This window comes from Streptomyces luomodiensis (assembly GCF_031679605.1).
GTDB classification, from domain to species: Bacteria; Actinomycetota; Actinomycetes; order Streptomycetales; family Streptomycetaceae; genus Streptomyces; species Streptomyces luomodiensis.
Map to the genome: position 1 here is coordinate 4,133,174 of NZ_CP117522.1, position 26,060 is coordinate 4,159,233.

The window sequence follows — 26,060 nt, forward strand, 5'->3', positions numbered from 1 at the left end:
AACACAGTGGACGCGAGCAACTGAGGACAAGCCCTCGGCCTATTAGTACCAGTCAACTCCACCGGTCACCCGGCTTCCATATCTGGCCTATCAACCCAGTCGTCTACTGGGAGCCTTAACCCCTCAAGGAGGTGGGAGCCCTCATCTCGAAGCAGGCTTCCCGCTTAGATGCTTTCAGCGGTTATCCCTCCCGAACGTAGCCAACCAGCCATGCCCTTGGCAGAACAACTGGCACACCAGAGGTTCGTCCGTCCCGGTCCTCTCGTACTAGGGACAGCCCTTCTCAAGACTCCTACGCGCACAGCGGATAGGGACCGAACTGTCTCACGACGTTCTAAACCCAGCTCGCGTACCGCTTTAATGGGCGAACAGCCCAACCCTTGGGACCGACTCCAGCCCCAGGATGCGACGAGCCGACATCGAGGTGCCAAACCATCCCGTCGATATGGACTCTTGGGGAAGATCAGCCTGTTATCCCCGGGGTACCTTTTATCCGTTGAGCGACGGCGCTTCCACAAGCCACCGCCGGATCACTAGTCCCGACTTTCGTCCCTGCTCGACCCGTCGGTCTCACAGTCAAGCTCCCTTGTGCACTTACACTCAACACCTGATTGCCAACCAGGCTGAGGGAACCTTTGGGCGCCTCCGTTACCCTTTAGGAGGCAACCGCCCCAGTTAAACTACCCACCAGACACTGTCCCTGATCCGGATCACGGACCCAGGTTAGACATCCAGCACGACCAGAGTGGTATTTCAACAACGACTCCACCACAACTGGCGTTGCGGCTTCACAGTCTCCCACCTATCCTACACAAGCCGAACCGAACACCAATATCAAGCTGTAGTAAAGGTCCCGGGGTCTTTCCGTCCTGCTGCGCGAAACGAGCATCTTTACTCGTAGTGCAATTTCACCGGGCCTATGGTTGAGACAGTCGAGAAGTCGTTACGCCATTCGTGCAGGTCGGAACTTACCCGACAAGGAATTTCGCTACCTTAGGATGGTTATAGTTACCACCGCCGTTTACTGGCGCTTAAGTTCTCAGCTTCGCCACACCGAAATGTGACTAACCGGTCCCCTTAACGTTCCAGCACCGGGCAGGCGTCAGTCCGTATACATCGCCTTACGGCTTCGCACGGACCTGTGTTTTTAGTAAACAGTCGCTTCTCGCTGGTCTCTGCGGCCACCACCAGCTCCGAGTGCAAAACTCATCACCAGCAATGGCCCCCCTTCTCCCGAAGTTACGGGGGCATTTTGCCGAGTTCCTTAACCATAGTTCACCCGAACGCCTCGGTATTCTCTACCTGACCACCTGAGTCGGTTTAGGGTACGGGCCGCCATGAAACTCGCTAGAGGCTTTTCTCGACAGCATAGGATCATCCACTTCACCACAATCGGCTCGGCATCAGGTCTCAGACATAAGCAAGACGGATTTACCTACCTTGCGTCCTACACCCTTACCCCGGGACAACCACCGCCCGGGCTGGACTACCTTCCTGCGTCACCCCATCACTCACCTACTACAGGTCTGGACCGTCGGCTCCACCACTCCCCTTCACCCGAAGGATCCAGGGCGGCTTCACGGACTTAGCATCGCCTGGTTCAGCGTTGGCGCTTCAAAGCGGGTACCGGAATATCAACCGGTTGTCCATCGACTACGCCTGTCGGCCTCGCCTTAGGTCCCGACTTACCCTGGGCAGATCAGCTTGACCCAGGAACCCTTAGTCAATCGGCGCACACGTTTCCCACGTGTGAATCGCTACTCATGCCTGCATTCTCACTCGTGAACCATCCACAACTCGCTTACACGGCTGCTTCACCCGGCACACGACGCTCCCCTACCCATCACAACAGCCGTTAGGCCTTACGCTGCAATGACACGACTTCGGCGGTACGCTTGAGCCCCGCTACATTGTCGGCGCGGAATCACTTGACCAGTGAGCTATTACGCACTCTTTCAAGGATGGCTGCTTCTAAGCCAACCTCCTGGTTGTCTCTGCGACTCCACATCCTTTCCCACTTAGCGTACGCTTAGGGGCCTTAGTCGATGCTCTGGGCTGTTTCCCTCTCGACCATGGAGCTTATCCCCCACAGTCTCACTGCCGCGCTCTCACTTACCGGCATTCGGAGTTTGGCTAAGGTCAGTAACCCGGTAGGGCCCATCGCCTATCCAGTGCTCTACCTCCGGCAAGAAACACACGACGCTGCACCTAAATGCATTTCGGGGAGAACCAGCTATCACGGAGTTTGATTGGCCTTTCACCCCTAACCACAGGTCATCCCCCAGGTTTTCAACCCTGGTGGGTTCGGTCCTCCACGAAGTCTTACCTCCGCTTCAACCTGCCCATGGCTAGATCACTCCGCTTCGGGTCTTGAGCGCGCTACTCAAACGCCCTCTTCGGACTCGCTTTCGCTACGGCTCCCCCACACGGGTTAACCTCGCAACACACCGCAAACTCGCAGGCTCATTCTTCAAAAGGCACGCAGTCACGACGCAGAGACAAGTCTCTGCGCGACGCTCCCACGGCTTGTAGGCACACGGTTTCAGGTACTATTTCACTCCGCTCCCGCGGTACTTTTCACCATTCCCTCACGGTACTATCCGCTATCGGTCACCAGGGAATATTTAGGCTTAGCGGGTGGTCCCGCCAGATTCACACGGGATTTCTCGGGCCCCGTGCTACTTGGGAAACAAGCAAGCAAGCCACCACGATTTCAGCTACGGGGGTCTTACCCTCTACGCCGGGCCTTTCGCATGCCCTTCGCCTATCGCAATGGTTTCTGACTCACCCAGCCGCCGGCAGACGACTGAAGCTCACTCCCACAACCCCGCATGCGCAACCCCTGCCGGGTATCACACACATACGGTTTAGCCTCATCCAGTTTCGCTCGCCACTACTCCCGGAATCACGGTTGTTTTCTCTTCCTGCGGGTACTGAGATGTTTCACTTCCCCGCGTTCCCTCCACATACCCTATGTGTTCAGGTATGGGTGACAGCCCATGACGACTGCCGGGTTTCCCCATTCGGACACCCCCGGATCACAGCTCGGTTGACAGCTCCCCGGGGCCTATCGCGGCCTCCCACGTCCTTCATCGGTTCCTGGTGCCAAGGCATCCACCGTGCGCCCTTAAAAACTTGGCCACAGATGCTCGCGTCCACTGTGCAGTTCTCAAACAACGACCCGTACCCCGTCACCCACACTCACGTGCAGTACACCGAGACCGGCCGAAGGAACAAGCGAAACCCTCTCGCCCGTACCCTCAGACACCCAACAGCGTGCCCGACCCGACCGCACCCGATCATCCCGTTCCACGCCCCCGGAGAGGCAGTACTGAAGACACCAGGCCAACGGCCGTGCCGAATAGTCAACGTTCCACCCATGAGCAACCGTGCGAGACATCCGCTCGCAGTCGGCTATGTGCTCCTTAGAAAGGAGGTGATCCAGCCGCACCTTCCGGTACGGCTACCTTGTTACGACTTCGTCCCAATCGCCAGTCCCACCTTCGACGGCTCCCCCCACAAGGGTTGGGCCACCGGCTTCGGGTGTTACCGACTTTCGTGACGTGACGGGCGGTGTGTACAAGGCCCGGGAACGTATTCACCGCAGCAATGCTGATCTGCGATTACTAGCGACTCCGACTTCATGGGGTCGAGTTGCAGACCCCAATCCGAACTGAGACCGGCTTTTTGAGATTCGCTCCACCTCACGGCTTCGCAGCTCATTGTACCGGCCATTGTAGCACGTGTGCAGCCCAAGACATAAGGGGCATGATGACTTGACGTCGTCCCCACCTTCCTCCGAGTTGACCCCGGCAGTCTCCTGTGAGTCCCCATCACCCCGAAAGGCATGCTGGCAACACAGAACAAGGGTTGCGCTCGTTGCGGGACTTAACCCAACATCTCACGACACGAGCTGACGACAGCCATGCACCACCTGTACACCGACCACAAGGGGGCACCCATCTCTGAGTGTTTCCGATGTATGTCAAGCCTTGGTAAGGTTCTTCGCGTTGCGTCGAATTAAGCCACATGCTCCGCCGCTTGTGCGGGCCCCCGTCAATTCCTTTGAGTTTTAGCCTTGCGGCCGTACTCCCCAGGCGGGGAACTTAATGCGTTAGCTGCGGCACGGACAACGTGGAATGTCGCCCACACCTAGTTCCCAACGTTTACGGCGTGGACTACCAGGGTATCTAATCCTGTTCGCTCCCCACGCTTTCGCTCCTCAGCGTCAGTATCGGCCCAGAGATCCGCCTTCGCCACCGGTGTTCCTCCTGATATCTGCGCATTTCACCGCTACACCAGGAATTCCGATCTCCCCTACCGAACTCTAGCCTGCCCGTATCGAATGCAGACCCGGAGTTAAGCCCCGGGCTTTCACATCCGACGCGACAAGCCGCCTACGAGCTCTTTACGCCCAATAATTCCGGACAACGCTTGCGCCCTACGTATTACCGCGGCTGCTGGCACGTAGTTAGCCGGCGCTTCTTCTGCAGGTACCGTCACTTGCGCTTCTTCCCTGCTGAAAGAGGTTTACAACCCGAAGGCCGTCATCCCTCACGCGGCGTCGCTGCATCAGGCTTGCGCCCATTGTGCAATATTCCCCACTGCTGCCTCCCGTAGGAGTCTGGGCCGTGTCTCAGTCCCAGTGTGGCCGGTCGCCCTCTCAGGCCGGCTACCCGTCGTCGCCTTGGTAGGCCATCACCCCACCAACAAGCTGATAGGCCGCGGGCTCATCCTGCACCGCCGGAGCTTTCCACCACCAGACCATGCGGTCGGCGGTCATATCCGGTATTAGACCCCGTTTCCAGGGCTTGTCCCAGAGTGCAGGGCAGATTGCCCACGTGTTACTCACCCGTTCGCCACTAATCCCCGGCCGAAACCGGTTCATCGTTCGACTTGCATGTGTTAAGCACGCCGCCAGCGTTCGTCCTGAGCCAGGATCAAACTCTCCGTGAATGCTTCCGGGATATCCCGGCAAACACTGCACGAGAGCGGAACAGAACCGGAGGAATAATCCAGTCCCGTTCACAGCGTCCTCGCTGTGTTTTTCAAAGGAACCTCGTCCGAGATGGACGGGGTTATCAACATATCTGGCGTTGACTTTTGGCACACTGTTGAGTTCTCAAGGAACGGACGCTTCCTTCGAAACCCTTTCACCGGTTTCTCCGGGCGCTTCCCTTCGGTGTTTCCAACCTTACCAGATCCGATTTCCGGTCCGTTTCCGATCCGAATTCCGTTTCCGGTGGCCGTTGGAGGGCCTTGCCTTTCGGCGTGTTTTCGACTTTAGCAGACTCTCATCCGCCGAACCTAATCGGCTTCGCGTGATGCCTGCGGGGTGTCAAAGGTGCTCCGTTGGATTTCCATCCACATGCGGAGCGATTCAGATTCACCATCTGTCTGCGGCGGGCAGTCCCTGCTCACCACAACCGTTTAAACCTACCTCCCCCAGCGGACCCGGTCAAGGGATCTGGGGAAGATTCTTCGTGCGGCACCCCGGAGAGGCCACCCTCTCCGCTCACCGCGACCCTCTAACGTACGTACTCGCATGACCTGCGTCAAGGGGTCCGCGAAACTTTCCCAATGTCGCAGGTCAGAGGGGTGACAGAGGTCAGGCCGCGAAGGTCGACGGCGGGCTTTCCAGATCCTCCAGCTCGATGCCGGGGGCGGCGAGCACCACGTCTCCGGCGATGTGGACCGTCCGGACCTCTCCGGTGTCCACCTCGCTGACCTGGTATTCGTCCACAACCAGCGGTCCCGTGTCAGTGGCGTGTCCGGTTCTGTCGAGGAGTGCCCAGGATTGGTCCAGGGTGAGGGGGGCGAGGACCGGATCAGTGAAGGCCACGAGGCGGACCCGGACGGACCCGGCGCCCGGTTCCAGCCGCAGCAGGCGGGAGACGGCGACCAGGAAGGCCGGGGAGGCGCCGGTGAAGGAGTGGGCTCGGACATTGCCCTCGGTCGCGTGCTCCCCGGTGGGGTCGGTGCGGACCCAGGTCACCCCGTCCAGCGCGGCGCCCCTGACCTGCCAGCTCGCCGCGTGCAGTTCGACCCTGAGGGGCCGGCCGAGTTCGTCGAGGGTGAGGTCCACGGATCCGGTGTGATCGCCTGACGGTGAGGTCCGCTGTGCGACATAGCGCCAGCCGCTGGGTCCGGGCGCGCACTGGAAGTGCTCCTCACCCAGGGGGGTGTGATCGTGCGGGTCGTGGAGGGAGTAGCGGCCACGGGGCATGGTGAGGTCCTTGACGAGCGTGGGGCCCGCCCGGCCGGACGGCACGGACGGGCCCTGGGGCCCCGCCCGCGAGGGGCGGGGCCAGGTCAGCGGCCGCCGACGGTGCGGTCGGCGGCGCCGGTGCGATCAGCGGACGCGATCAGCAGCGGTACGCGATCAGTAGCGGTAGTGGTCGGGCTTGTACGGGCCCTCGACCGGGACGCCGATGTAGGCGGCCTGCTCGGGCCGGAGCGTGGTCAGCTTGGCCCCGAGCGCGTCCAGGTGGAGACGGGCGACCTTCTCGTCCAGGTGCTTGGGGAGCACATAGACGTCGGTCGGGTACGACTCCGGCTTGGTGAAGAGCTCGATCTGGGCGATGGTCTGGTTCGCGAAGGAGTTGGACATCACGAACGACGGGTGACCGGTCGCGTTGCCGAGGTTCAGCAGGCGGCCCTCGGAGAGCACGATGATCTTCTTGCCGTCAGGGAAGGTCCAGGTGTGGACCTGCGGCTTGACCTCGTCCTTCACGATGCCCGGGACGGCGGCGAGCCCGGCCATGTCGATCTCGTTGTCGAAGTGGCCGATGTTCCCGACGATCGCCTGGTGCTTCATCTTGGCCATGTCGGAGGCCAGGATGATGTCCTTGTTGCCGGTCGTGGTGACGAAGATGTCGGCGGTCTCCACCACGTCGTCCAGGGTGGCGACCTGGTAGCCGTCCATCGCCGCCTGAAGCGCGCAGATCGGGTCGATCTCGGTGACGATCACCCGGGCGCCCTGGCCGCGCAGCGACTCGGCGCAGCCCTTGCCCACGTCGCCGTAGCCGCAGACGACCGCGACCTTGCCGCCGATCAGCACGTCGGTGGCGCGGTTGATGCCGTCGACCAGGGAGTGGCGGCAGCCGTACTTGTTGTCGAACTTGGACTTGGTCACCGCGTCGTTGACGTTGATCGCCGGGAAGAGCAGCGTGCCGTCCCGCTGCATCTCGTAGAGGCGGTGCACGCCCGTGGTGGTCTCCTCGGTGACGCCGCGGATCTCGGACGCGAGCTGGGTCCACTTCTGCGGGCTCGCGGCGATGGTGCGGTTCAGCAGCTCGAGGATGACGCGGTGCTCGTCGTTCTCGGCGGTGGCGACGTCAGGGGCGGCGCCGGCCTTCTCGTACTCGACGCCCTTGTGGACGAGGAGGGTGGCGTCGCCACCGTCGTCCAGGATCATGTTGGGACCGCCGGTGGGGGTGCCGGGCCAGGTCAGCGCCTGCTCGGTGCACCACCAGTACTCCTCCAGCGTCTCGCCCTTCCAGGCGAAGACCGGGATGCCCTGCGGGTTCTCCGGAGTGCCCTGCGGGCCGACGGCGACCGCGGCCGCGGCGTGGTCCTGGGTGGAGAAGATGTTGCAGGAGGCCCACCGGACCTGGGCGCCGAGGGCGACCAGGGTCTCGATCAGAACGGCGGTCTGCACCGTCATGTGGAGCGAGCCGGTGATACGGGCGCCGGCCAGCGGCTGCTGCTCGGCGTACTCCTTGCGGATCGCCATCAGGCCGGGCATCTCATGCTCGGCGAGGGTGATCTCCTTACGGCCGAAGGCAGCCAGAGAGAGGTCCGCGACCTTGAAGTCCTGACCGGAGACGGCTGTCGTCATGAGTGCTGCTCCTCCTCGATCGTGTGCGAGCGAGAGTGGTTTCGGCTGGGCATGCGAGGCCTGGGCAGGGCCCCCGCACGGCGGACACACCTGTCCCCTTCTACCTCACAGTGCGCAGTCCGTCGGAGGCCCTCTCTCCCTCGGCCGGCCCGCGGTGCGGACCGCCCGACCGCCATCAGCAGCGACGTCTGGCTCGGTCACGAATCTACACCGATCGGCGCAGCGAACCCCAGCCCGCATCGGCCATCGTCGACCGCGACGCCTTGACCGGGGCCTACGGCCACGCCGCCGCGGGCACCGTGGCTCATCCGGGCGCTTTGATCCCGGCCGGATGTATTGCACGATGCCGCGAGCGCGGGGACGCTGGCAGCTTCCCGCGCCCGCTCAACGCGTTGTTAAGGAGAACCACGTGACCAGTCCAGCCGATCCCCCCAACGGTGCGGGGGCCAGCGGACCGGGGCTCAAGCTGCTCGCGGTGACCGCCTGTCCCACGGGCATCGCCCACACCTATATGGCCGCTGAGAAGCTGGCTCAGGCGGCGGAGTCGCTCGGCCACAGCATGAAGGTGGAGACCCAGGGCTCGATCGGGGCCGAGAACGTGCTGTCTGACAACGATGTCAGAAACGCGGACGGCATCATCATCGCCGCCGACAAGGACGTCGACCGCAGCCGCTTCATCGGTAAGAAGGTGCTTGTCGTCGGGGTCGCCGAGGGCATCCACCACCCGGAGCGGCTGATCGAGCAGGTCCGTGAAGCGCCGGTGTACCAGGGCGGCGGCCGGGACACCGAGGGCGGCGCCGCCCCGGCGGCTCCCGGCGGCGGCGGTAAGGGGCGCAGCGTCACCTATAAGGCGCTCATGAACGGCGTCTCGTACATGATCCCGTTCGTCGTGGTCGGCGGACTGCTGATCGCGGTCTCGCTCGCACTGGGCGGTGATACGACGTCCGAGGGCATCGTCATCCCCGACGACTCCTTCTGGAAGACGGTCAACGACATCGGGACCATCGGCTTCCAGCTGATGATCCCGGCCCTGTCCGGCTATATCGCCTACGCCATCGCGGACCGGCCCGCGCTGGTCCCCGGCATGGTGGGCGGCTGGATCGCGGCGCACGGCGAGTTGTACGACAGCGAGGCGGGCGCCGGCTTCATCGGGGCGATCGTCACCGGCTTCCTGGCCGGCTATCTGGTGCTGTGGATCAAGCAGGTCAGGGTTCCGAAGTTCGTCCAGCCGATCATGCCGATCATCGTGATTCCGATCGTGGCGACCTCGGCGCTCGGCCTCTTCTTCATCTATGTCCTCGGCGAGCCGATCTCCTGGGTCTTCGAGCACCTCACCGACTGGCTCGGCGGGCTGACCGGCACCAGCGCGGCGCTGCTCGGCGTTCTCCTCGGGTTGATGATCGCGTTCGACATGGGTGGGCCGGTCAACAAGACCGCGTTCCTCTTCGGGGCGGGACTGGTGTCCAAGAACCCCGAGGTCATGGGGGCGTGTGCGGCGGCCATTCCGGTTCCGCCGCTGGGGCAGGGGCTGGCCACGCTGCTGCGCCGCCGGATGTTCGACGACCAGGAGCGGGAGACCGGGCTCGCGGCGCTCTTCATGGGCTTCTTCGGCATCACCGAAGGGGCGATTCCGTTCGCCGCGGCCCGTCCGGCGCGGGTCATTCCGGCGAACATGCTGGGCGGCGCGGTCGCCGGGGCGATAGCCGGGGTGGCGTCGGTCGAGGACAACGTGCCGCACGGCGGTCCGATCGTCGCGGTGCTCGGCGCGGTCGGCGGGGTGCCGATGTTCTTCGTCGCCGTCGTCGTCGGTACGGCGGTCACCGCGCTGGGCACGATCGCGCTGATGTCGGTGGGCGGCGGCCGGGCCATGGCCGCGGAAGCCTCCTCCCCGGTTGCCCCGCCCGCGCCCGAGCCGGTCCCGGCCGGGGTGGGCGGCGGTGTCGGCGATATCGGCGATACGGGGGCGGCGAGCGGCGGCGCGGCGGTGTCGGTGGATTCGGCGGTGTCGGCGGCTTCGGCGGCGAGTAGTGGCGCGGCGGCCCCGGGGGCGGCCCGTACGGCGGTGTCCGTCGAGACCGCCGACGGCGAACCGGGAAGCGGGACCGCGTCCGAGTCAGGCGCGGTGGACCAGGTGCTGTCCGGCTATCTGACCGAGCGGACCGTGAAGGAGCGGCTGACGGCGAACCGTAAGGACGCCGCGATCCGCGAGATGGCCGAGCTGCTGGCCGCGACCGGCAGGGTGGCGGATACGGCGGAGCTGGTGCGGGCGGCGTTCGCCCGTGAGGACCAGGGCACCACCGGCCTCGGCGAGGAGATCGCGATTCCGCACGCCAAGACGGACGCGGTGACCGCTCCGGTCGTCGGCTTCGCGCGCGCCCCCGAGGGCATCGACTGGGGCGCGCCGGACGGGACGAAGGCCAGGTTGGTGTTCATGATCGCGGTGCCGGAGGCGGCCGCGGGCGATGAGCATTTGCGGATCCTGGCGCTGCTGTCGCGCACGCTGATGGCCGCGGAGTTCCGGGAGCGCTTGCTGGGGGCCGCGGATGTGGGGGCGATTCTGCGGGTGCTGGGGGAGATCGAGTAGGTCGGGGGCGGGGGCGGGGCGGACGGGTGCCTACCCTGTCCCGTCCCCGCGCCTTCCCGAGCCCGGAGCAAGCCACGGGCCCGGGACCGTTGGGGCTCCTCCCCCGGCCCCCGGCGCCAGCGAATCCGGTCCCAGCTCGGGAGCCCAACCCCGGCGCGCGGCGCCGGGCCCCCGGCGCCGGGACTCCAGCCCCGGCTCAGGAGCCCCAGTCCCCGGCTCGAGGACTTCCCGTCCCGGCGCGAGGGTCCCCCGATGCCAGGACTTCGGACCCGGCTCGGGGACCCGAGCCCAGATCGGGGCACTTCCAGTCCCGACTCAGGAGCCACAGCCCCAGCCGAGGACTCCGGCCCCCAGCTCGGGGACTTCCGCTCGGGGACTTCCGGTCCCGGCTCAGGAGCTTCAGCCCCCCAGCTCGCGGGTTTCGCCCCCGTCTCCGCCCAGGCGTTGGCCTGGAGCGCGCTCTTGCGACGGGGAAGGCGCTCCGGAGAGACGGAGGCCGGGGTGGTCGGGCGGGTCTGGGTGGCAGGCCGGTGGGTCAGGCCGACGGGGGCGTGGTGGGGGACGTCCGGAGGATGTCCGGCTCCAGGTAGATGACGCGGGCGATGGGCACCGCCTCGCGGATGCGCGCCTCCGCGGCGTCGATCGCGCGGGCGACCTCCGCCGCCGTGTCGTCGTGCTGCACCGCGATCTTGGCTGCGACCAGCAGCTCCTCGGGGCCGAGGTGGAGCGTACGCATGTGGATCACACTGGTGACGGTGTCGCCGTCCACGGCCGCCTCGCGGATCCTGGCGACCTGGGTGGCGTCGGCCGCCTCGCCGAGCAGCAGCGACTTGGTCTCGGCCGCGAGCACCAGGGCGATCAGCACCAGCAGGGCGCCGATGCAGAGGGTGCCGATGCCGTCCCAGATGCTGTCGCCGGTCAGCAGCGTGAGCCCGACGCCGCCGAGGGCGAGGACCAGACCGATGAGGGCGCCGAAGTCCTCCAGGAGGACGACCGGCAGCTCGGGGGCCTTGGCCCGGCGCACGAACTGCGCCCAGGTCAGCTGGCCGCGGAGCTCGTTGGACTCCTTGATGGCCGTGCGGAAGGAAAAGCCCTCGGCGATGACCGCGAAGACGAGGACCCCGACCGGCCAGTACCAGTGCTCCAGCTCATGCGGATGCTGGATCTTCTCGTAACCCTCGTACAGCGCGAAGACACCGCCGACGCTGAACAGCACGATGGAGACGAGGAAGCCGTAGATGTAGCGCTCGCGCCCGTAGCCGAAGGGGTGCTCGGGGGTGGCCTCGCGCTTGGCCTTCTTCCCGCCGAGCAGCAGCAGCCCCTGGTTGCCCGAGTCGGCGATCGAGTGCACGCCCTCGGCGAGCATCGACGACGAGCCGCTGAAGGCGAACGCCACGAACTTGGCTGCGGCGATGGCCAGGTTCGCGCCCAGCGCGGCAACAATCGCCTTGGTTCCGCCTGATGCACTCATATGTGCCGAATGTCCCTTCCGCTTTCATGACAAGCTCATGGCGGCTGATGCAGCTGATGGCAGCTTTGCCTGTGCTTTACCGCCTCACGGCGGGCCATTGTTCCAGCCCTTCGAACAGGCGGTACCTCAGGCGGTCACTGTGGCCCGGAACACAGTGCCGTCACCGGTCAGCGCGACCTGCTCGCCGGCCCGTACGAAGGCCGACTGCCCGCGCGTCAGCGGAAGTCCGCCGCCGTCCGCGCCCCGCAGGGAGACCTCGCCCGAGACGCACAGCAGGATCTGCGGGCCGGTCGCCGGCAGCGGGCGCGGCTCGGCCCCGTCCGCGAGAACGTGGCGGGAGAGCCGGAACTCGTCGATCGGGGTGGCGTACAGCTCCTCGCCGGAGGGGTCGGCCTCGGGCCGCAGCACGGCGGGGGCGGCGCTTTCGAAGCGGACGACGCGCAGCAGCTCGGGGACGTCCACGTGCTTGGGCGTCAGTCCGCAGCGCAGCACATTGTCGGAGTTGGCCATGATCTCGACGCCCAGCCCGTCGAGATAGGCGTGCGGAACGCCGGCGCCGAGGTAGAGCGCCTCGCCGGGCTGGAGGGTCACGAAGTTGAGCAGCATCGCGGCGATCACCCCGGGGTCGCCCGGGTAGTGCCGTGCGATGGAGGCGTACGCCGCGTACGCCGGGGCGTACGGACCGCCCAGCTCGCCGAGCCGCTCGGCGGCGGCAGCGGCCAGCCTTACGGTCTCCGCCATCGCCTCCCGGTCGGCGGTCAGCACGGCGGTCAGCACCTCGCGCAGGGCGTGCGACTCCGGGTGGGCGTGCAGGATGTCGACGTACGGTTTGAGCGAGTCGACCTCAAGAGCGGCCAGCAGTTCGGCCGCCTCATTCGGGTCGCGGAAGCCACACAGTCCGTTGAACGGCGTGAGCGCGCATATCAGCTCGGGCTTGTGGTTGGCGTCCTTGTAGTTGCGATGCGGGGCATCGGCCGGAACGCCGCGCTCAGCCTCGTCCGCGAAACCCTCCTTGGCCTGCGCGAGGTCGGGGTGGACCTGGAGCGACAGCGGCGAGGCGGCGGCCAGCACCTTCAGCAGGAACGGCAGCCGCGGTCCGAAGAGCCTTACGGCCTCCGCGCCCAGTTCGCCCTCGGGGTCCGCGGCGATCACCTCGGAGAGCGCGACGGACCCCGCGCCCCGGTCGATCCGGGACGGCGCCCCGGGGTGTGCCCCCATCCATATCTCGGCCTGCGGCTCGCCGCTCGGCCGGATGCCCAGGAACTCGGGGATGGCGGTGGTGGAGCCCCAGGCGTAGGGGCGCACGGTGTTGACGAGGCGGTCCATGCGGTGCGGTCCTGACTGTGCAGTGAGCGGACGTTCGGCGGGTGGTGCGCGGTTTACGGCCTCAAGTTCTATCCGCCGAAGCGAGCGCGAGGTAAACGGCGGTGAAATCCGTGATGGCGAGCAGTTCCGCGGCGCTCTCCAGCGGGCTGCCCTCGGCCGGTTCCAGCTCGCTGAACGCGGTGTCGTGCGCCAGCGCGAGCTCCCGCGCGGTCGGCACGGCCGAGACGGGGCCCACCGGCTCGTCGTGGAGCAACACGATCCGGGCGCGGAGCGCCTCGGGCTCCTCGACCCGGTCGCGGAAGAAGTCGTCCGGATCGGCCCCGCCCGCGAACGCCCCGCTCAGCAGCGTGCCGTGCGCGGCGAGCGCGCCGGGAAGCTCGGCGACCAGCGCGGGGCGCCCGGCGAGCGCCGCGAGCAGCCCCGCGAAACGCCGCCCGGCGGCGGCCGCGACCGGGCCCTCGGTCCACAGCAGCGGAAGCGCCCCGGCCAGCTCGGTCGCGAGCGTCTTGGCGGGGTTGGTGTACGTGGCGATGGCCGGGCCGCAGCGCTCGGCCACCTGGTCCAGCCGGTCGGCCACCTGCTGTAGCGCGGCGGGCGGCGCGGACACCAGCCCGATCCGGTCGACCAGCAGGAGCAGCGGGGTGAGCAGGGCCCACAGCGTGCCGGGCAGCGCGGGGCCGGTCATCTCGTCGGGAGCGGTGCCGGGCGGCTCGACGGGCTGCGGGACGGACGGCGTCCCGTGGGAGGCGGGGGCCGCGCCCAGGGCGCCCTCGGCCTCGCCCGCATCGGGTGCGTGCGGGCCCCTGGTGTACGGATCGGTGCCGTACCCGCCCGTGGCGTACGGGGCCGAGACGTACGGCGTCGTGGCCAGCGGCACCATCAGGCCGCGCGCCTGCGCGACCGCGCCGGTCAGCGGGGACTGGCCCGGGGCCACCGCGACGATCGCGCAGCCGCGGCGGTACGCCTGCTCGACAAGGCGCGGGAGGCCCGGTTCCGTACCGTCCGGTGTCGCGATGACCAGCAGGTCGAGCGGGCCCGCCCAGCCGGGCAGGGTCCAGCGCAGCGCGCCCGGCGCGGGAGCGACGCCGGTGGGCGCGATCAGGCTGACCGGGCAGTTGCCCCCGCTGAGCGCGCCGAGGAGGTCGGCGGTGCAGCTTCCGGCCGCCCCCGGGCCCGCGATCAGGACGGCGCGCGGCCGCCCGTCCGGCTTGAGATCGCCGATCCCCGCCTCGGCGGCATGCCGGGCAGCGGTGCGGATGCGGGCGCCGGATTCGGCGGCTGCCCGCAGCAGCCCGCGGGTATCGGCGCGGGCGAGGGCCTCGGGGGCGTCGAGGAGGGATTCGTCGAGCATCGTGCTTCGGCCTCCGATCGCCGTGGCGGGCGGTACGCGCGGGACCGCGCGGGACCGCGCGGGCTGGTACTCCGGCGGGGTCGCCGGGTCAGGCCGGGCGGCGCGCCTCGTCGACGAGCAGCACGGGGATGCCGTCCCGGACGGGGTACGCGAGACCGCACCCCTCACCCGTGCACACCAGCTCGGAGGCCTCACCGGACTGCTCCTCGCGCAGCGGGGCGTGACACGCCGGGCAGGCGAGGATCTCCAGAAGACCGGCTTCGAGCGGCATGGGGCGTCCCTTCGGGTATGGGTTCCAGCCGGACATCAGTCCGGCGTGGTCAGCGTACCGCCGGGCGAGGGCGCGGCGCGGCCAGTGGGGGCCGGAGCCCGGGGCTGCCCCGCGGCTCCGGAAACGCCGTGGGTCCTAGGGACGGAAAGACGGAAACGCCGTGGGGCCTGCACCCGGATGGCCGTGGGTCCTACGTGTCCTACGTGCGGGCGACCGTCCGCGCGGGCGACCGTAGGGACCGCGTGCCGCGCGGGCGGCCTTGGGGACCGCGTGTGGGCCCACACGCGCCCACCCACGGACACGGCCATGGACCCACCCGCGGGCCCACACGCTGACGCCCGCAGGGCCCGCACGCTGACGACCCATAGGGACCACGCTCGGCCGGCCGTGGAGACCACAGGCGGACGCCCGTAGGGCCCACACGCACCCACGTACGAGCCCCGCGCGCGGACGGTCATGGCCCTTCGCGCGGGCGGCCGTGGGACCCACACGCTGACGACCGTGGGCCCCACGCCATGACGGCCTTAAGGCAGCGGGCCTTCACCAGCCGCTTGCCGCCCGGACCCGCCGCCGACCAGTCGTACTGGCTGGGCGCGTCCGGGCGGAAGGGCATGACGTTCGACGTCCCGGTCGACCCGCGCCCCGTCCCATGCGCCCCGTCCCAGGGGTCGAGGGCCGCGCGGGCGGCCCGTAAGGGCTACGCGCGGACGAGGGAGAGGACCTCGTCGCGGACGCCGGCCACCGTCCCGGCGTCGCGCGCCTCCACGTTCAGGCGCAGCAGCGGCTCGGTGTTGGAGGGGCGGAGGTTGAACCACCAGTCGGCCGCGGTGACCGTAAGGCCGTCGAGTTCGTCGAGTTCGACGCCCTCGCGGCCTTCGTACGCCGCCTTGACCGCCGCCATCCGGCCGGTCTGGTCGTCGACGGTGCTGTTGATCTCCCCGGAGGCGGCGTACCGGTCGTACTGCCCGACCAGCCCCGACAGCGGACCCTCCTGGCCGCCGAGCGCGGCCAGCACGTGCAGGGCGGCCAGCATGCCGGTGTCGGCGTTCCAGAAGTCGCGGAAGTAGTAGTGCGCGGAGTGCTCACCGCCGAAGATCGCACCGGTGCGGGCCATCTCGGCCTTGATGAAGGAGTGGCCCACGCGGGTGCGGACGGGCGTGCCGCCGCTCTCCTTGACGACCTCGGGGACCGACCACGAGGTGATGCAGTTGTGGATGACCGTGCCGCCCGGGTGCTTGGCCAGCTCGCGGGCGGCGACCAGGGCGGTGATGGCGGAGGGGGACACCGGTTCGCCGCGCTCGTCCACGACGAAGCAGCGGTCGGCGTCGCCGTCGAAGGCGAGCCCGATGTCGGCCCCGGTCGCCCGGACCCGGGCCTGAAGGTCGACGATGTTCTTGGGGTCGAGCGGATTGGCCTCGTGGTGGGGGAAGGTGCCGTCCAGCTCGAAGTAGAGGGCGTCGAGCTCGAGCGGGAGCCCCTCGAAGACGCTCGGGACGGTGTGGCCGCCCATGCCGTTGCCCGCGTCCACGACGACCTTCAGCGGCCGGATGGCGGTCAGGTCCACCAGCGAGCGCAGATGGGCGCCGTAGTCGGCCAGGACGTCCCGCTGGGTGAGGGTGCCGGCCTGGGCGGCGGCCTCGGGCGCGCCGGTGGCGGCCCACTCCTCGACCAGGGCGCGGATCTCGGCGAGCCCGCTGTCCTGCCCGATGGGGGCGGCGCCCGCGCGGCACATCTTGATGCCGTTGTACCGCGCGGGGTTGTGGCTGGCGGTGAACATCGCGCCGGGCAGACCGAGATGTCCGCTCGCGAAGTACAGCTGATCGGTCGAGCACAGTCCGATCTCGGTCACGTCCGCTCCGAGCGAGGCGGCGCCGCGTGCGAAGGCCCGCGCCAGTCCGGGCGAGGAGGGGCGCATGTCATGACCGATGACGATCGCGTCCGCGCCGGTCACTCGGACGAAGGCGGCGCCGAAGAGTTCGGAGAGCGACTCGTCCCACTGGTCCGGGACCACACCGCGCACGTCGTAAGCCTTCACGATCTGCGACAAGTCGGGCACAGCCAACCCCTTCTGGAGGTCCTGGTGAGATGTCTCTACGGGCAGATGTCTCTACGGACTCCAAAACCTACCCGCAGGACCTTGCCGGGAACTGTGAGGCCCGTCGCGCGGCGTGCTGCGGGCTCCCCGGACCGGCTCACGGCAGCATCCAACGCAGCAGGGAGGACGACTGCGCGACGACGATGAGGCACATCACGAGCAGCAGCGCGAGGCTCCACGGCAGCACCTTACGGAGCAGATCCCCCTCGCGCCCCTTCAGTCCGACCGCCGCGCAGGCGATGGTGAGGTTCTGCGGGGAGATCATCTTGCCGAGCACCCCGCCCGAGCTGTTGGCGGCGGCGAGCAGATCCGGTGACAGCCCGGATTCCCGGGCGGCGGTCACCTGGAGGGCACCGAAGAGGGCGTTCGCGGAGGTGTCCGAGCCGGAGACGGCGACGCCGAACCAGCCGAGCACCGGGGAGAGGAAGGCCAGTCCGGCCCCGGCGGCCGCGACGAAGTGACCGATGCTGGCGGCCTGCCCGGAGAGGTTCATGACGTAGGCGAGGGCGAGCACCGAGGTGACCGTAAGGATCGCATGGCGCAGTTCCCGCACCGTGGCCGCCCACTCCCGCAGCGCGTCGCGCGCGGTCACCCGCAGCACGGCGGCGGTGGCCACCCCCGCCACCAGCACCAGGGTGCCGCCGGTGGCGAGCAGCGGAAGGGCGAAGACATTGCCGCCGACCGGCTTCCCGTCCGGGGCGGCGACGTCCAGGAAGGGCCAGTCGACGGTGCGGGTGGCCTTGGCCAGGAGCTCCTTGACCGGGCCGATCTGGGCGATGGAGAAGATCGCGACGATGAGCGCGTACGGGGCGTAGGCGCGCAGCACCTCAGGGCGCGGGTCCTCGCGGTCCAGGTCGTCGCTGCGTACGCCGGTGAGCACGGCGGTACGCACCCGCTGCTCGGCGGGGCGCCGGGCGGCGGGCACGGCCACCAGGGCGGCCGCGCCGATCAGCGCCGCGGCGATGTCGGCGAGCTGGACGGAGAGGTGGTTGGAGACGGTGAACTGGGCGACGGCGAAGGCGACTCCGCAGGCGAGCGCGGGCACCCAGGTCTCGCGCAGCCCGCGCCGCCCGTCGACGAGCGCGACCAGCAGCAGCGGGACGACGAGGGCGAGCAACGGGGTCTGGCGGCCCACTACGGAGGCCACGGAGTGCAGCGGCAGCCCGGTGACCTGAGCGAGCGTCACCACGGGGGTGGCCATGGCGCCGAAGGCGACCGGCGCGGTGTTGGCGACGAGCGCGACGACGGCGGCGCGCACCGGATCGAAGCCGAGCGCCACGAGCATGACCGAGCAGATCGCCACCGGCGCGCCGAACCCGGCGAGCGCCTCCAGGAGCGCGCCGAAGCAGAAGGCGATGACCAGGGCCTGGACGCGGGGGTCGTCCGAGAGCCGGCCGAAGGAGCGGCGCAGCACGTCGAAGTGGTCGGTGCGGACCGTCATCCGGTACACCCACAGGGCGTTGACGACGATCCACATGATGGGGAACAGGCCGAAGAGGGCTCCCTGGGCGGCGCTGGAGAGGGTCTGGCCGACGGGCATCCCGTACGGGAGCCAGGCGACGAGGGCGGCGACGACGAGCCCGATGGGGCCCGCGTAGTGAGCGCGCATCCGCACCCCGCCGAGCAGGACGAGGACGGTGACGAGGGGAAGCGCGGCGACGAGGGCGGACAGGGAGAGTGAATCGGCGACGGGCTCCAACTGCTGCACGAACACACGGGCCTCCCGGCATGAGCCATCCCTGGAAGGTCACATCCGCTATGCGGAAACGGAGGACCTGGGGTGCAGGCATGGTCGTGTCCGCGCCAAGTCGCAGTCAATGCTCCGTCAGCAAGTGATCCGCGCATATCTCCGAGGAGACGCAATGGAAGATCGCGGAGGGGAGATCACTGAGGGAAGATCGCTGAGGGAAGATCGCGGGAGGAAAACGGATCAGGGCTCGGGCGAGCGCAGGACCCGCAGATGACCACGGCGCGCGACCTCACGCGGATCGCCCTCACGGCCGCTGTGCCCGGGGCCGGCCCCGGGACCGGAACCGGGACTCCCCGGACCGGCCGCCGCCCCCGCCGCGCGCTCATGCGGACGGGCGGCCTCGCGCACCGCGTTGGCCAGCGCTTCCAGATCGTCACCGCTGGGCCGGGTCGGGCCGGTGTCGACGGCGAGCCGGACGACCTCCCAGCCGCGCGGAGCGGTCAGCCGCTCCGAGTGCTCCGAGCACAGGTCGTAGCAGTGGGGTTCGGCATAGGTGGCGAGCGGGCCGAGAACGGCGGTCGAGTCCGCGTAGACGTACGTCAGCGTCGCGACGGCGGGGCGGCCGCAGGCGGTGCGCGAACAGCGACGTACAGGGCTCACGACGTTGGACGGTACCGCACTCTTGAGCGGGCCGCGACGACTCTCCACCAGCTCACTCCGCCGTGTCGTCCCGGTTCGCCCCGTGCACCCGAAACGTGAACCTGCTCGCTGACCAGCGAAGACTCCCCACCCGAGGATAATCGTCGGCACCGCCGACGGTCAGCTCTCGAACCGCGAGGGATCATCTTGGGCCAGGGAAGCGACCCAAGAGACGTCTGTTTTTGGACCTAAGCGTGGCCGGAATGCTCATTTGGCGACATCCGGTCCGGCTGTCCGGTAAGCGCGTGAGAGCGGGCGGGCGACAGCTACCCTCGTGAGTGATGACCAGGCCCGTACCCCCCCATCAGTCCGAGCCGCGCCCCCGTCGTCGCGATCGTCACGGACGAGGTATGCGCGGCCCCATCGCGCCGCCCCAGGTGCCGCTCTCGGTCAGCCGGGCGGAATCCTTCGTCGACCTCGTGCAGGACTCGGCGGAGCGGCTGGAGAGACGCTGGCCACAGCTGTCCGCGGTCGACTTCACGGTGCTGGAGGTGCCCATGTCGGGCCTCGGCGGCCCGGGGTCCGGCGGGGGCCCGGACGGGCACGGCGGAGCCGACGGCTGGGACGGCGAGTCCGTACCGCTCGGGCGCTTCATCGCGGCTCGCGGGGACGCGCCGGACCGGATCGTGATCTACCGCCGCCCGGTCGAGATCCGGGCGAAGAACCGGGACGAGCGGGCACTGCTGGTGCACGAGGTCGTGGTCGAGCAGGTGGCGGAGCTGCTGGGGCTGGCCCCGGAGTCCGTGGACCCGCGGTACGGACAGGACTAGCGAGCAGCAGGAGAAACGGGCCCGGAGCGAGGAATTCCGGGGCGGCTACGGACCCCCCGTAGTGTCCGTAGCCGCCCCGGACGGGCTCGCCGCGACGCCGCTAGTCGCCGTTGAGCACGGACAGGTCCTGGTCCGCTTCGGGCACCGCGACCGTGCCCCGGTCGTCCGGCAGCGCCTGGATCGTGAACATCGGCACCCCGCCCTCCGGCAGCGCCAGCATCCGTGAGGCGTGCACCGGACCGCCCGAGAGCCGCTCGACCGTCACCGCGTACGAGCCCTTGCCCGAGGCCGGGTGCGGCGGCTCCAGGGCCTTGGTGGTGCCGCCCTTGATCTCGTACGTCTTGCTGACCGGGCTGCCGCCGCCGGCGCCCGCGGAGGCGGTGATCCGCACCTTCGTGGCCGCGCCCGGGGCCACCAGGGAGAGCGTCGAGCCCTTGGTGCGGTTGTCGGCCGCGGTGGCGCCGCGCTCGATCGCGCCGGTCGCGGGGATGAACGCCGTCTCCTGGTCGCCGCCCTTGCCTCGGGTTACCTGGAGGGCGGCCACGACCGGTGTGGCCGAGCCCTCGCCGCCCTCGGGGGTGAGCAGCAGCGAGCCCGGCTCGCCCTTGGTCACGTCGCCGAGGTCTATCGCGGCCGTCATCCCGCTCTTGACGTGCAGCGACTCATGTCCGGCCGGAGTGATCGAGTTGTTCGGCCCGGCCAGCCGCACCTTGAGGTCCGCGTCGTCGGACCCGGGCGCGAAGACGACCAGGCGCGCGGAGGTGACGTCCTCCGGGATGCCGGGGATCGTCACGCTCGCCGAGGGCAGGGCGGAGGCGGGGAGCCAGTCGCTGCCGGCCTTCTGGTCCACGGCCTGCACGGCCGCGCCGATCCGGCCGGTGCGGGCCGTCACACGCAGCGCGGCGCCCTCCGCCCGCTGGTCGGTGAGGGTCGAGAGCAGGACCGGAACCGTGGAGCGGGGCGGGACCGTGATCGACTCATCGGTCGAGGGCTTCAGCCGGCCGCTCGGTCCGTAGAGCTTCAGATCCACCTCGGCCGCGGCGTCGTCCGGGTTCGTCAGATGGACGAAGTCCTGGCGCTCCTTGTCGGTGCTGACGCCGGGGAACCAGAAGTCGGTGTCGGGCGCCGTGCACGCGGTGCCCAGAAGGCCGCGCCCGCTGCCCGCGTCCACCGTGGTGGTCTGCTGGACGGTCCAGCCGGGCGCGAAGCGGCCGTCGGCGGTCCCGATGAGCGCGGGCGCGTCCGCGCTGTCCTCCTCCACGGTGACGGGCTTACCGGGCTCCTTCAGGGGCAGCACGGCCTTGTCGCCGCCCTTGTCCTCATCGGCGTCCTTGGCGTCCTTGGCGTCCTTGCTGTCGCCGTCGTCCTTACTGTCGCCGTCGCCGGGGTCCGACACGTCGTCCGGGGGGCTCTGGGCGGGCAGCAGTTCGGCGGTGCCGTCCTTGGTGGCCACGTCGTCCCGCTCGGGGGTGTACGCGGTGTAGGTGGTGGTGCTCACGTCCGAGGAGGAGGGCGTCGGGCACAGCAGCGTCGAGCGCTGCACGGGCAGCCGGGTGGCGGCCTTCGCGGCGGGGTCCGGGTCATCGGACGAGCCCCCGGTGAGGGCGGCCACGCCCGTGACGGCGGCCAGCGCCGTGGCGGCGCCGATCAGGGACAGGGTGGTGCGGTTCATCGCTGCTGCTCGCTCCCGTCGCGGCGGTCCTCGGGGCCGGCGTCGCCGTACGTCGTATCGCCCTGCGGGGGGTGGCCGCCGTCGGCGTAGGGCTGCTGCCGGTCGTAGCCGTAAGGATCGGCGTACTGGCCGCCCGCGTACGGGTCCGCCGGGTACTGGCCCTCCTGGTAGCCGGCCGCATAGCCGGCGTCCTGATAGCCGGTGTCCTGATAGCCGCCCTGGTAGTCACCGGCCGGATACTGCCCGCCGGGGTAGTGCCCCCCGTAGTCCTCGCCCTGGTACTGCTCCCCTTGGTACTGCTCGCCCTGGTACTGACCGGCCGGGTACTGCCCGTATCCGGCGTCGGCGTACGTCTGCGCGTCCCACTGCTGCCCGTACTGCTGCTGGTGCGGCACCGCCGCATACGGGTCACCGGCGGCCGCGTGGTCGCCATACGGGTCACCGGCGGCCGCTGCTGTCTGGTCGCCGTACGGGGCGTTCGCCGCCGCCTGGTCGCCGTAAGAGGCGTTCGCGGCAACCTGATCGCCGTAAGGATCGTTCGCGGGGACCTGATCGCCGTACGGGTCGGCCATCGCGGCCGGCTCGGCGGGCGGATCCGCCGCCTCCGGCCGCCCCATGGCGGCCTCGGCCTGCGCGGCCTGCGCTGTCTGCGCCTCCGCGGCGGCCCGCAGTCGGCGCGCCCGGCGGCCGTCGCCCGCCAGGTCCTCGGCGGTGACGGCGGCGGCCGCGCCCTCCGCGTCCGGCAGGTCGTCGTCGACATCCCGGCGGCGGCCCGGCAGCGCGAGCACCAGCAGCACCACCGCGAGCAGTCCCTGCGCCCACATCCAGGCGGTGTGCGCGATGGGCGTGTCGTAGGTGAGGTCCAGCCGGCCGCCGCTCGCCGGGAGTTCGAAGCCCTGCGCCCAGCCGTCGACCGTCGTCGGCTTCAGCGGCTTGCCGTCGAGCGTGGCCTGCCAGTCGGGCACGGCCCGGTCGGCGATCCGCAGCACGCGCCCGGCCGCGCCGTCCGGCACGGTGGTGTGCGCCTCGACGGGGCCGGACGCCACATGCACCGGCTTGACCGCCGCCCCGTCCGCCGAGCGCGCCGAGGACTCGGCCGGGACGATGGAGACCCGCGAGACCCGCTGGTCGACCCGCCACAGCACGCCGCCGTCCTCCCGGCTGAGCTGGGTGAGGCCCGGGGTCGCGTTCAGCACCCGCTCCATCTCGCGCGGGGCGCCGTTCTGGACGTACACGTAGCGCACCGCGTAGCCGCCCAGCTGGCGGGTCTGGTCGGCGCCGGAGCCCGCGATCAGATTGGCCACGACGCCGTCGAGCCGGGTGTCGGAGCCGCCCGCCGCGGCGAGCTCGCCGTCACCGAGCCGGGCGCCGGAGCCGTGCACCAGGGCGTAGTCGGCGTGGGCGCCGCTGCTGCGGCCGCCGAGCACCAGGGTGCGGGCCTGGTCCTCGGTGGCGCTCTCGGCCGCCACGAACGCCGGGACCTGCGAGGGGTCGCGCCGTTCGACCGGGCCGTCCGCGCCGCTCACCATCCAGCTGACGGCGGCGTACAGCGGTGCGGCCACCGTGGCGACCGCGATCAGCAGCGCGACCGGCTGGCGCCAGCCGAAGCTCTGCGCCGCCACTCGCTCCCGTGCGCCCTCGGCGCCGACCACACCGGCGGTCAGCAGGGCCAGGCCGTAGACGAGGGTCGCGGGCCCGGCCCAGCCGGAGCCGTTGGCGAGCGCCGCGAAGAGGAAGCCGATGAGCGCCACGACCCACGCCGTGCGCACCACCATCTGCCGCTCACCGCGCATCAGGGCGGCGAGGGCGGCCAGGACGAAGCCGATCAGCAGCAGCGTGCCGCCGCCCTTGGGGCCGCCGGGGCTGAGCGCGAGCAGGTCAAGGGCGGACGCGGAGCCGGTGCCGCGGTCCAGCCCGGCCTCCTGGAGGAAGCGGGCCGGGTCGGTGAGGAGGTCCAGCGACCAGGGGGCGAGCACGACGAGCGGGGTGACGACCACGATCAGGAACCGCAGTCCGTGCCCCATGAGCTGCTCGGTGCCGCTCTGCCGGTACCGCAGCGCGAGTACGCCGAGGCCCAGCACGAGGGCCATCGGCCAGACGACCGGGGTGAAGGCCATGGTGAACGTCAGCAGCAGCGCGTACGCCCAGGCCGCCCGCCAGCTCGGCAGCCTCGCCCCATTGCTCGTGAACCCGCCCGCGGCGGCCGCGGCGCGGGCCATCAGCGGCAGCAGTATGGCGAGCACGGCGGTGCCGAGCCGCCCGCCCGCGAGCGCGCCGGTCGCGGCCGGCAGGAAGGCGTACGCGACGCTTCCCCAGGCGCGCAGCAGCCGCGACTCGACCAGCGGCCGGGAGGCGAAGTACGCGATGAACCCGGCCAGCGGCACCGAACAGACCAGCAGCAGGGTCAGCGTGAAGCCCGTGGAGCCCAGGAAGACCGTCGCCAGCGCGGCGAGGGCGGCCAGGTACGGCGGCGCGGACTGCGTCCCCCCGGTGCCGACCGGATGCCAGCCGTCCACATAGCTCGACCACAGCGCGGAGACATGAGCGGGCGCGGGCAGCAGGGCGCCGCCCGCGAGCGCGCCCGCGCCGAGCAGGTTCCGGCAGGCGACCAGCGAGACCACCAGCAGGACGAGGAAGAGCATCGGCCCCGGCTTGCGCGCGATCCGCTTGAGCCGGGCGAACTGCTCGATCTCCAGGAAGTCCGCGTCCTCGTCGCCGGGCCCGGACTCGACCGCGCCGTGCCGCCCGCCGGAGGACAGTTCGGGCTCGGAACGGCCGCCTATATTGCTGGCGACCTGCTCAACCGTCGCCCTTACGGTCGCACCGGGCGGCGGGAAGAGCGGCCGCAGCTCGCTCGGCTCCACGGCGGGCCGGCCTCTGCGCTTGCGCGCGGCGAGGATCCGCTCCGGCCGCAGCAGGGTGCCGAAGAGACCGGCGACCTCGTCCAGCGCCTGCCCCGGCACCTTGCCCACGAGATAGGCCAGGGTGCGCAGCAGCGTGCCGAACAGGAGCCGCAGCATCACATAGGGCAGCAGCGCGCCACGGGTGTTGACCAGCAGCGTGTAGACGGCGCCCGCCTTGTCCACGCGGTGCGGGTTCGCAACCGAGCGCCCTACGCAGTCGATGGGCCGCCGCTCGCGCGCCGACGCCTCCGCGTGCCGCAGTACGGCGTCCGGCGCGACCAGCACCTGGAGTCCGGCCGCCTGGGCGCGCCAGCACAGGTCGACGTCGTCGCGCATCAGGGGCAGCCGGGCGTCGAAACCGCCCAGCCGCTCCCACACGTCGCGGCGGACCAGCATGCCGGCGCTGGACACGGACAGTACGGGGCGCACCTGGTCGTGCTGGCCCTGGTCCTGTTCGCGCCGTTCGAGGCCGGTCCAACGGCGGCCGCTGCGGGCGATGCTGACGCCGACTTCGAGCAGCTGCCGGCGGTCGTACCAGCCACGCAGCTTGGGGCCGATGATCGCGGGCTCGCGGTTCGCGGTGAGCTCGGCGTCGGCGACCCGCAGCAGCTCGGCCAGGGCGTCGGGCTCGGGCGCGCAGTCGTCGTGCAGCAGCCACAGCCACTGGACGGGCTCGCCGTGCGGCAGCTCCGGCATGTCGTACGCGTCGTCGCGCCAGGTGCGGTTGACGGCATCCCAGCCGCTGGGGCGCTTGAGGTACGTCAGCTCCTCGGGGCCGAGCACCGGGGCCGTACGGACCGCTTCGGCGACGGCCGTGCCGAAGCCGCTGCGGCGCGCCATGTGCAGCACCCGGTCCTCGCCGAGGGCCTCGGTGAGCAGCCGGGCGGAGTCGTCGGCGCTGCCGGTGTCGGCGGCGACGACGCTCTGGACGGGGCGCTCCTGGCCGAGCAGGCCGGACAGCGCGTCGGGCAGCCAGCGGGCGCCGTCGTGGGCGACCAGCACGGCGGTGACGACATGGCGCGGGTAGGCCGGTGCGGGGACCGGTTCTTGAGCGGGCGCAAACGCGGCGGTGGCGGCCGGGTATTGGGCCGCCGGGTGGCTGTGCACGGACATCGAGGTACGGGCCCCGGTTCGCTGGACTGCGGTGGACGCGCGTGCCCCATGGGGGCGTTGGAGCGTCTCGGACGGGGCCCCACACTAACGGCTGTGTACGCGACCGGTCCGCCTCCCGTCGCCACGGGCGCGGGGGGCGGACCGGTCACGGCGACTCACTCGGCCGTGAACATGGGCTTGGCGGGTCTGGCGCGGAGGGCGGACCCGGCAGACCCGGCAGGTCTGGCGCGGCCCAGCAGGACCGGCGCGGAGGGCGGACCCGGCGGGACCGGCGG

Annotated in this window: 13 protein-coding genes and 2 rRNA genes; 2 read left to right on the forward strand and 13 right to left on the reverse strand. The window is 69.7% G+C overall.

Annotated features, from left to right (window positions below; translation table 11 throughout):
- Nucleotides 1-22 precede the first annotated feature (22 nt).
- From PS467_RS17340 to ahcY, 4 genes are all read right to left on the reverse strand, one after another.
- Nucleotides 23-3,141 (reverse strand): 23S ribosomal RNA (locus PS467_RS17340).
- Between the two features lie 288 nt (nucleotides 3,142-3,429).
- A 16S ribosomal RNA gene (locus PS467_RS17345) occupies nucleotides 3,430-4,956 on the reverse strand.
- The 16S and 23S rRNA genes sit together here, the layout of an rRNA operon.
- A gap of 652 nt (nucleotides 4,957-5,608) precedes the next feature.
- Nucleotides 5,609-6,226, reverse strand: a complete 618-nt coding sequence (locus PS467_RS17350) for a hypothetical protein (protein WP_311036058.1) — start codon at nucleotides 6,224-6,226, stop codon at nucleotides 5,609-5,611.
- Between the two features lie 156 nt (nucleotides 6,227-6,382).
- Nucleotides 6,383-7,840 (reverse strand): adenosylhomocysteinase, encoded by a 1,458-nt coding sequence (gene ahcY, locus PS467_RS17355; RefSeq protein WP_268972461.1) that lies wholly within the window; start codon nucleotides 7,838-7,840, stop codon nucleotides 6,383-6,385.
- A 409-nt stretch (nucleotides 7,841-8,249) separates the two neighbouring features.
- Between ahcY and PS467_RS17360 the strand changes: the two genes are divergently transcribed.
- Nucleotides 8,250-10,424 carry a fructose-specific PTS transporter subunit EIIC gene (locus PS467_RS17360; protein ID WP_311036059.1) on the forward strand — a complete coding sequence of 725 codons (2,175 nt, stop codon included), beginning with the start codon at nucleotides 8,250-8,252 and terminating at the stop codon, nucleotides 10,422-10,424.
- Between the two features lie 535 nt (nucleotides 10,425-10,959).
- Here the strand turns inward: PS467_RS17360 and PS467_RS17365 are convergent.
- From PS467_RS17365 to PS467_RS17395, 7 genes are all read right to left on the reverse strand, one after another.
- On the reverse strand, nucleotides 10,960-11,895 hold the full coding sequence (locus tag PS467_RS17365) for a cation diffusion facilitator family transporter (RefSeq protein WP_311036060.1): 936 nt from the start codon (nucleotides 11,893-11,895) through the stop codon (nucleotides 10,960-10,962).
- Nucleotides 11,896-12,021: 126 nt separating this feature from the next.
- Nucleotides 12,022-13,221 (reverse strand): mannose-6-phosphate isomerase, class I, encoded by a 1,200-nt coding sequence (gene manA, locus PS467_RS17370; RefSeq protein WP_311036061.1) that lies wholly within the window; start codon nucleotides 13,219-13,221, stop codon nucleotides 12,022-12,024.
- 61 nt (nucleotides 13,222-13,282) lie between these two features.
- Nucleotides 13,283-14,572 carry an SIS domain-containing protein gene (locus PS467_RS17375; RefSeq protein WP_311036062.1) on the reverse strand — a complete coding sequence of 430 codons (1,290 nt, stop codon included), beginning with the start codon at nucleotides 14,570-14,572 and terminating at the stop codon, nucleotides 13,283-13,285.
- 88 nt (nucleotides 14,573-14,660) lie between these two features.
- Complete coding sequence (locus PS467_RS17380) at nucleotides 14,661-14,843, reverse strand: Trm112 family protein (protein ID WP_268972466.1); 183 nt, start codon at nucleotides 14,841-14,843, stop codon at nucleotides 14,661-14,663.
- 697 nt (nucleotides 14,844-15,540) lie between these two features.
- The gene (locus PS467_RS17385; RefSeq protein ID WP_311036063.1) at nucleotides 15,541-16,899 is read right to left on the reverse strand and encodes a phosphomannomutase/phosphoglucomutase; all 1,359 of its coding nucleotides are present in this window, start codon (nucleotides 16,897-16,899) and stop codon (nucleotides 15,541-15,543) included.
- Nucleotides 16,900-17,035: 136 nt separating this feature from the next.
- Nucleotides 17,036-18,652, reverse strand: coding sequence for an L-lactate permease (locus PS467_RS17390; RefSeq protein ID WP_311036064.1), 1,617 nt, complete (start codon nucleotides 18,650-18,652; stop codon nucleotides 17,036-17,038).
- Between the two features lie 216 nt (nucleotides 18,653-18,868).
- On the reverse strand, nucleotides 18,869-19,336 hold the full coding sequence (locus tag PS467_RS17395) for a DUF3499 domain-containing protein (protein ID WP_268972469.1): 468 nt from the start codon (nucleotides 19,334-19,336) through the stop codon (nucleotides 18,869-18,871).
- Between the two features lie 341 nt (nucleotides 19,337-19,677).
- Between PS467_RS17395 and PS467_RS17400 the strand changes: the two genes are divergently transcribed.
- Nucleotides 19,678-20,097 (forward strand): metallopeptidase family protein, encoded by a 420-nt coding sequence (locus PS467_RS17400; protein ID WP_268972470.1) that lies wholly within the window; start codon nucleotides 19,678-19,680, stop codon nucleotides 20,095-20,097.
- Between the two features lie 100 nt (nucleotides 20,098-20,197).
- Here PS467_RS17400 and PS467_RS17405 read toward each other — a convergent pair whose 3' ends face one another.
- Nucleotides 20,198-21,769 (reverse strand): DUF5719 family protein, encoded by a 1,572-nt coding sequence (locus PS467_RS17405; RefSeq protein ID WP_311036065.1) that lies wholly within the window; start codon nucleotides 21,767-21,769, stop codon nucleotides 20,198-20,200.
- A complete protein-coding gene (locus tag PS467_RS17410; protein ID WP_311036066.1) occupies nucleotides 21,766-25,785 on the reverse strand; it encodes a glycosyltransferase family 2 protein in 4,020 nt (1,339 codons plus the stop codon). The genes PS467_RS17405 and PS467_RS17410 overlap by 4 nt, the downstream gene beginning before the upstream one ends.
- Between the last annotated feature and the right edge of the window lie 275 nt (nucleotides 25,786-26,060).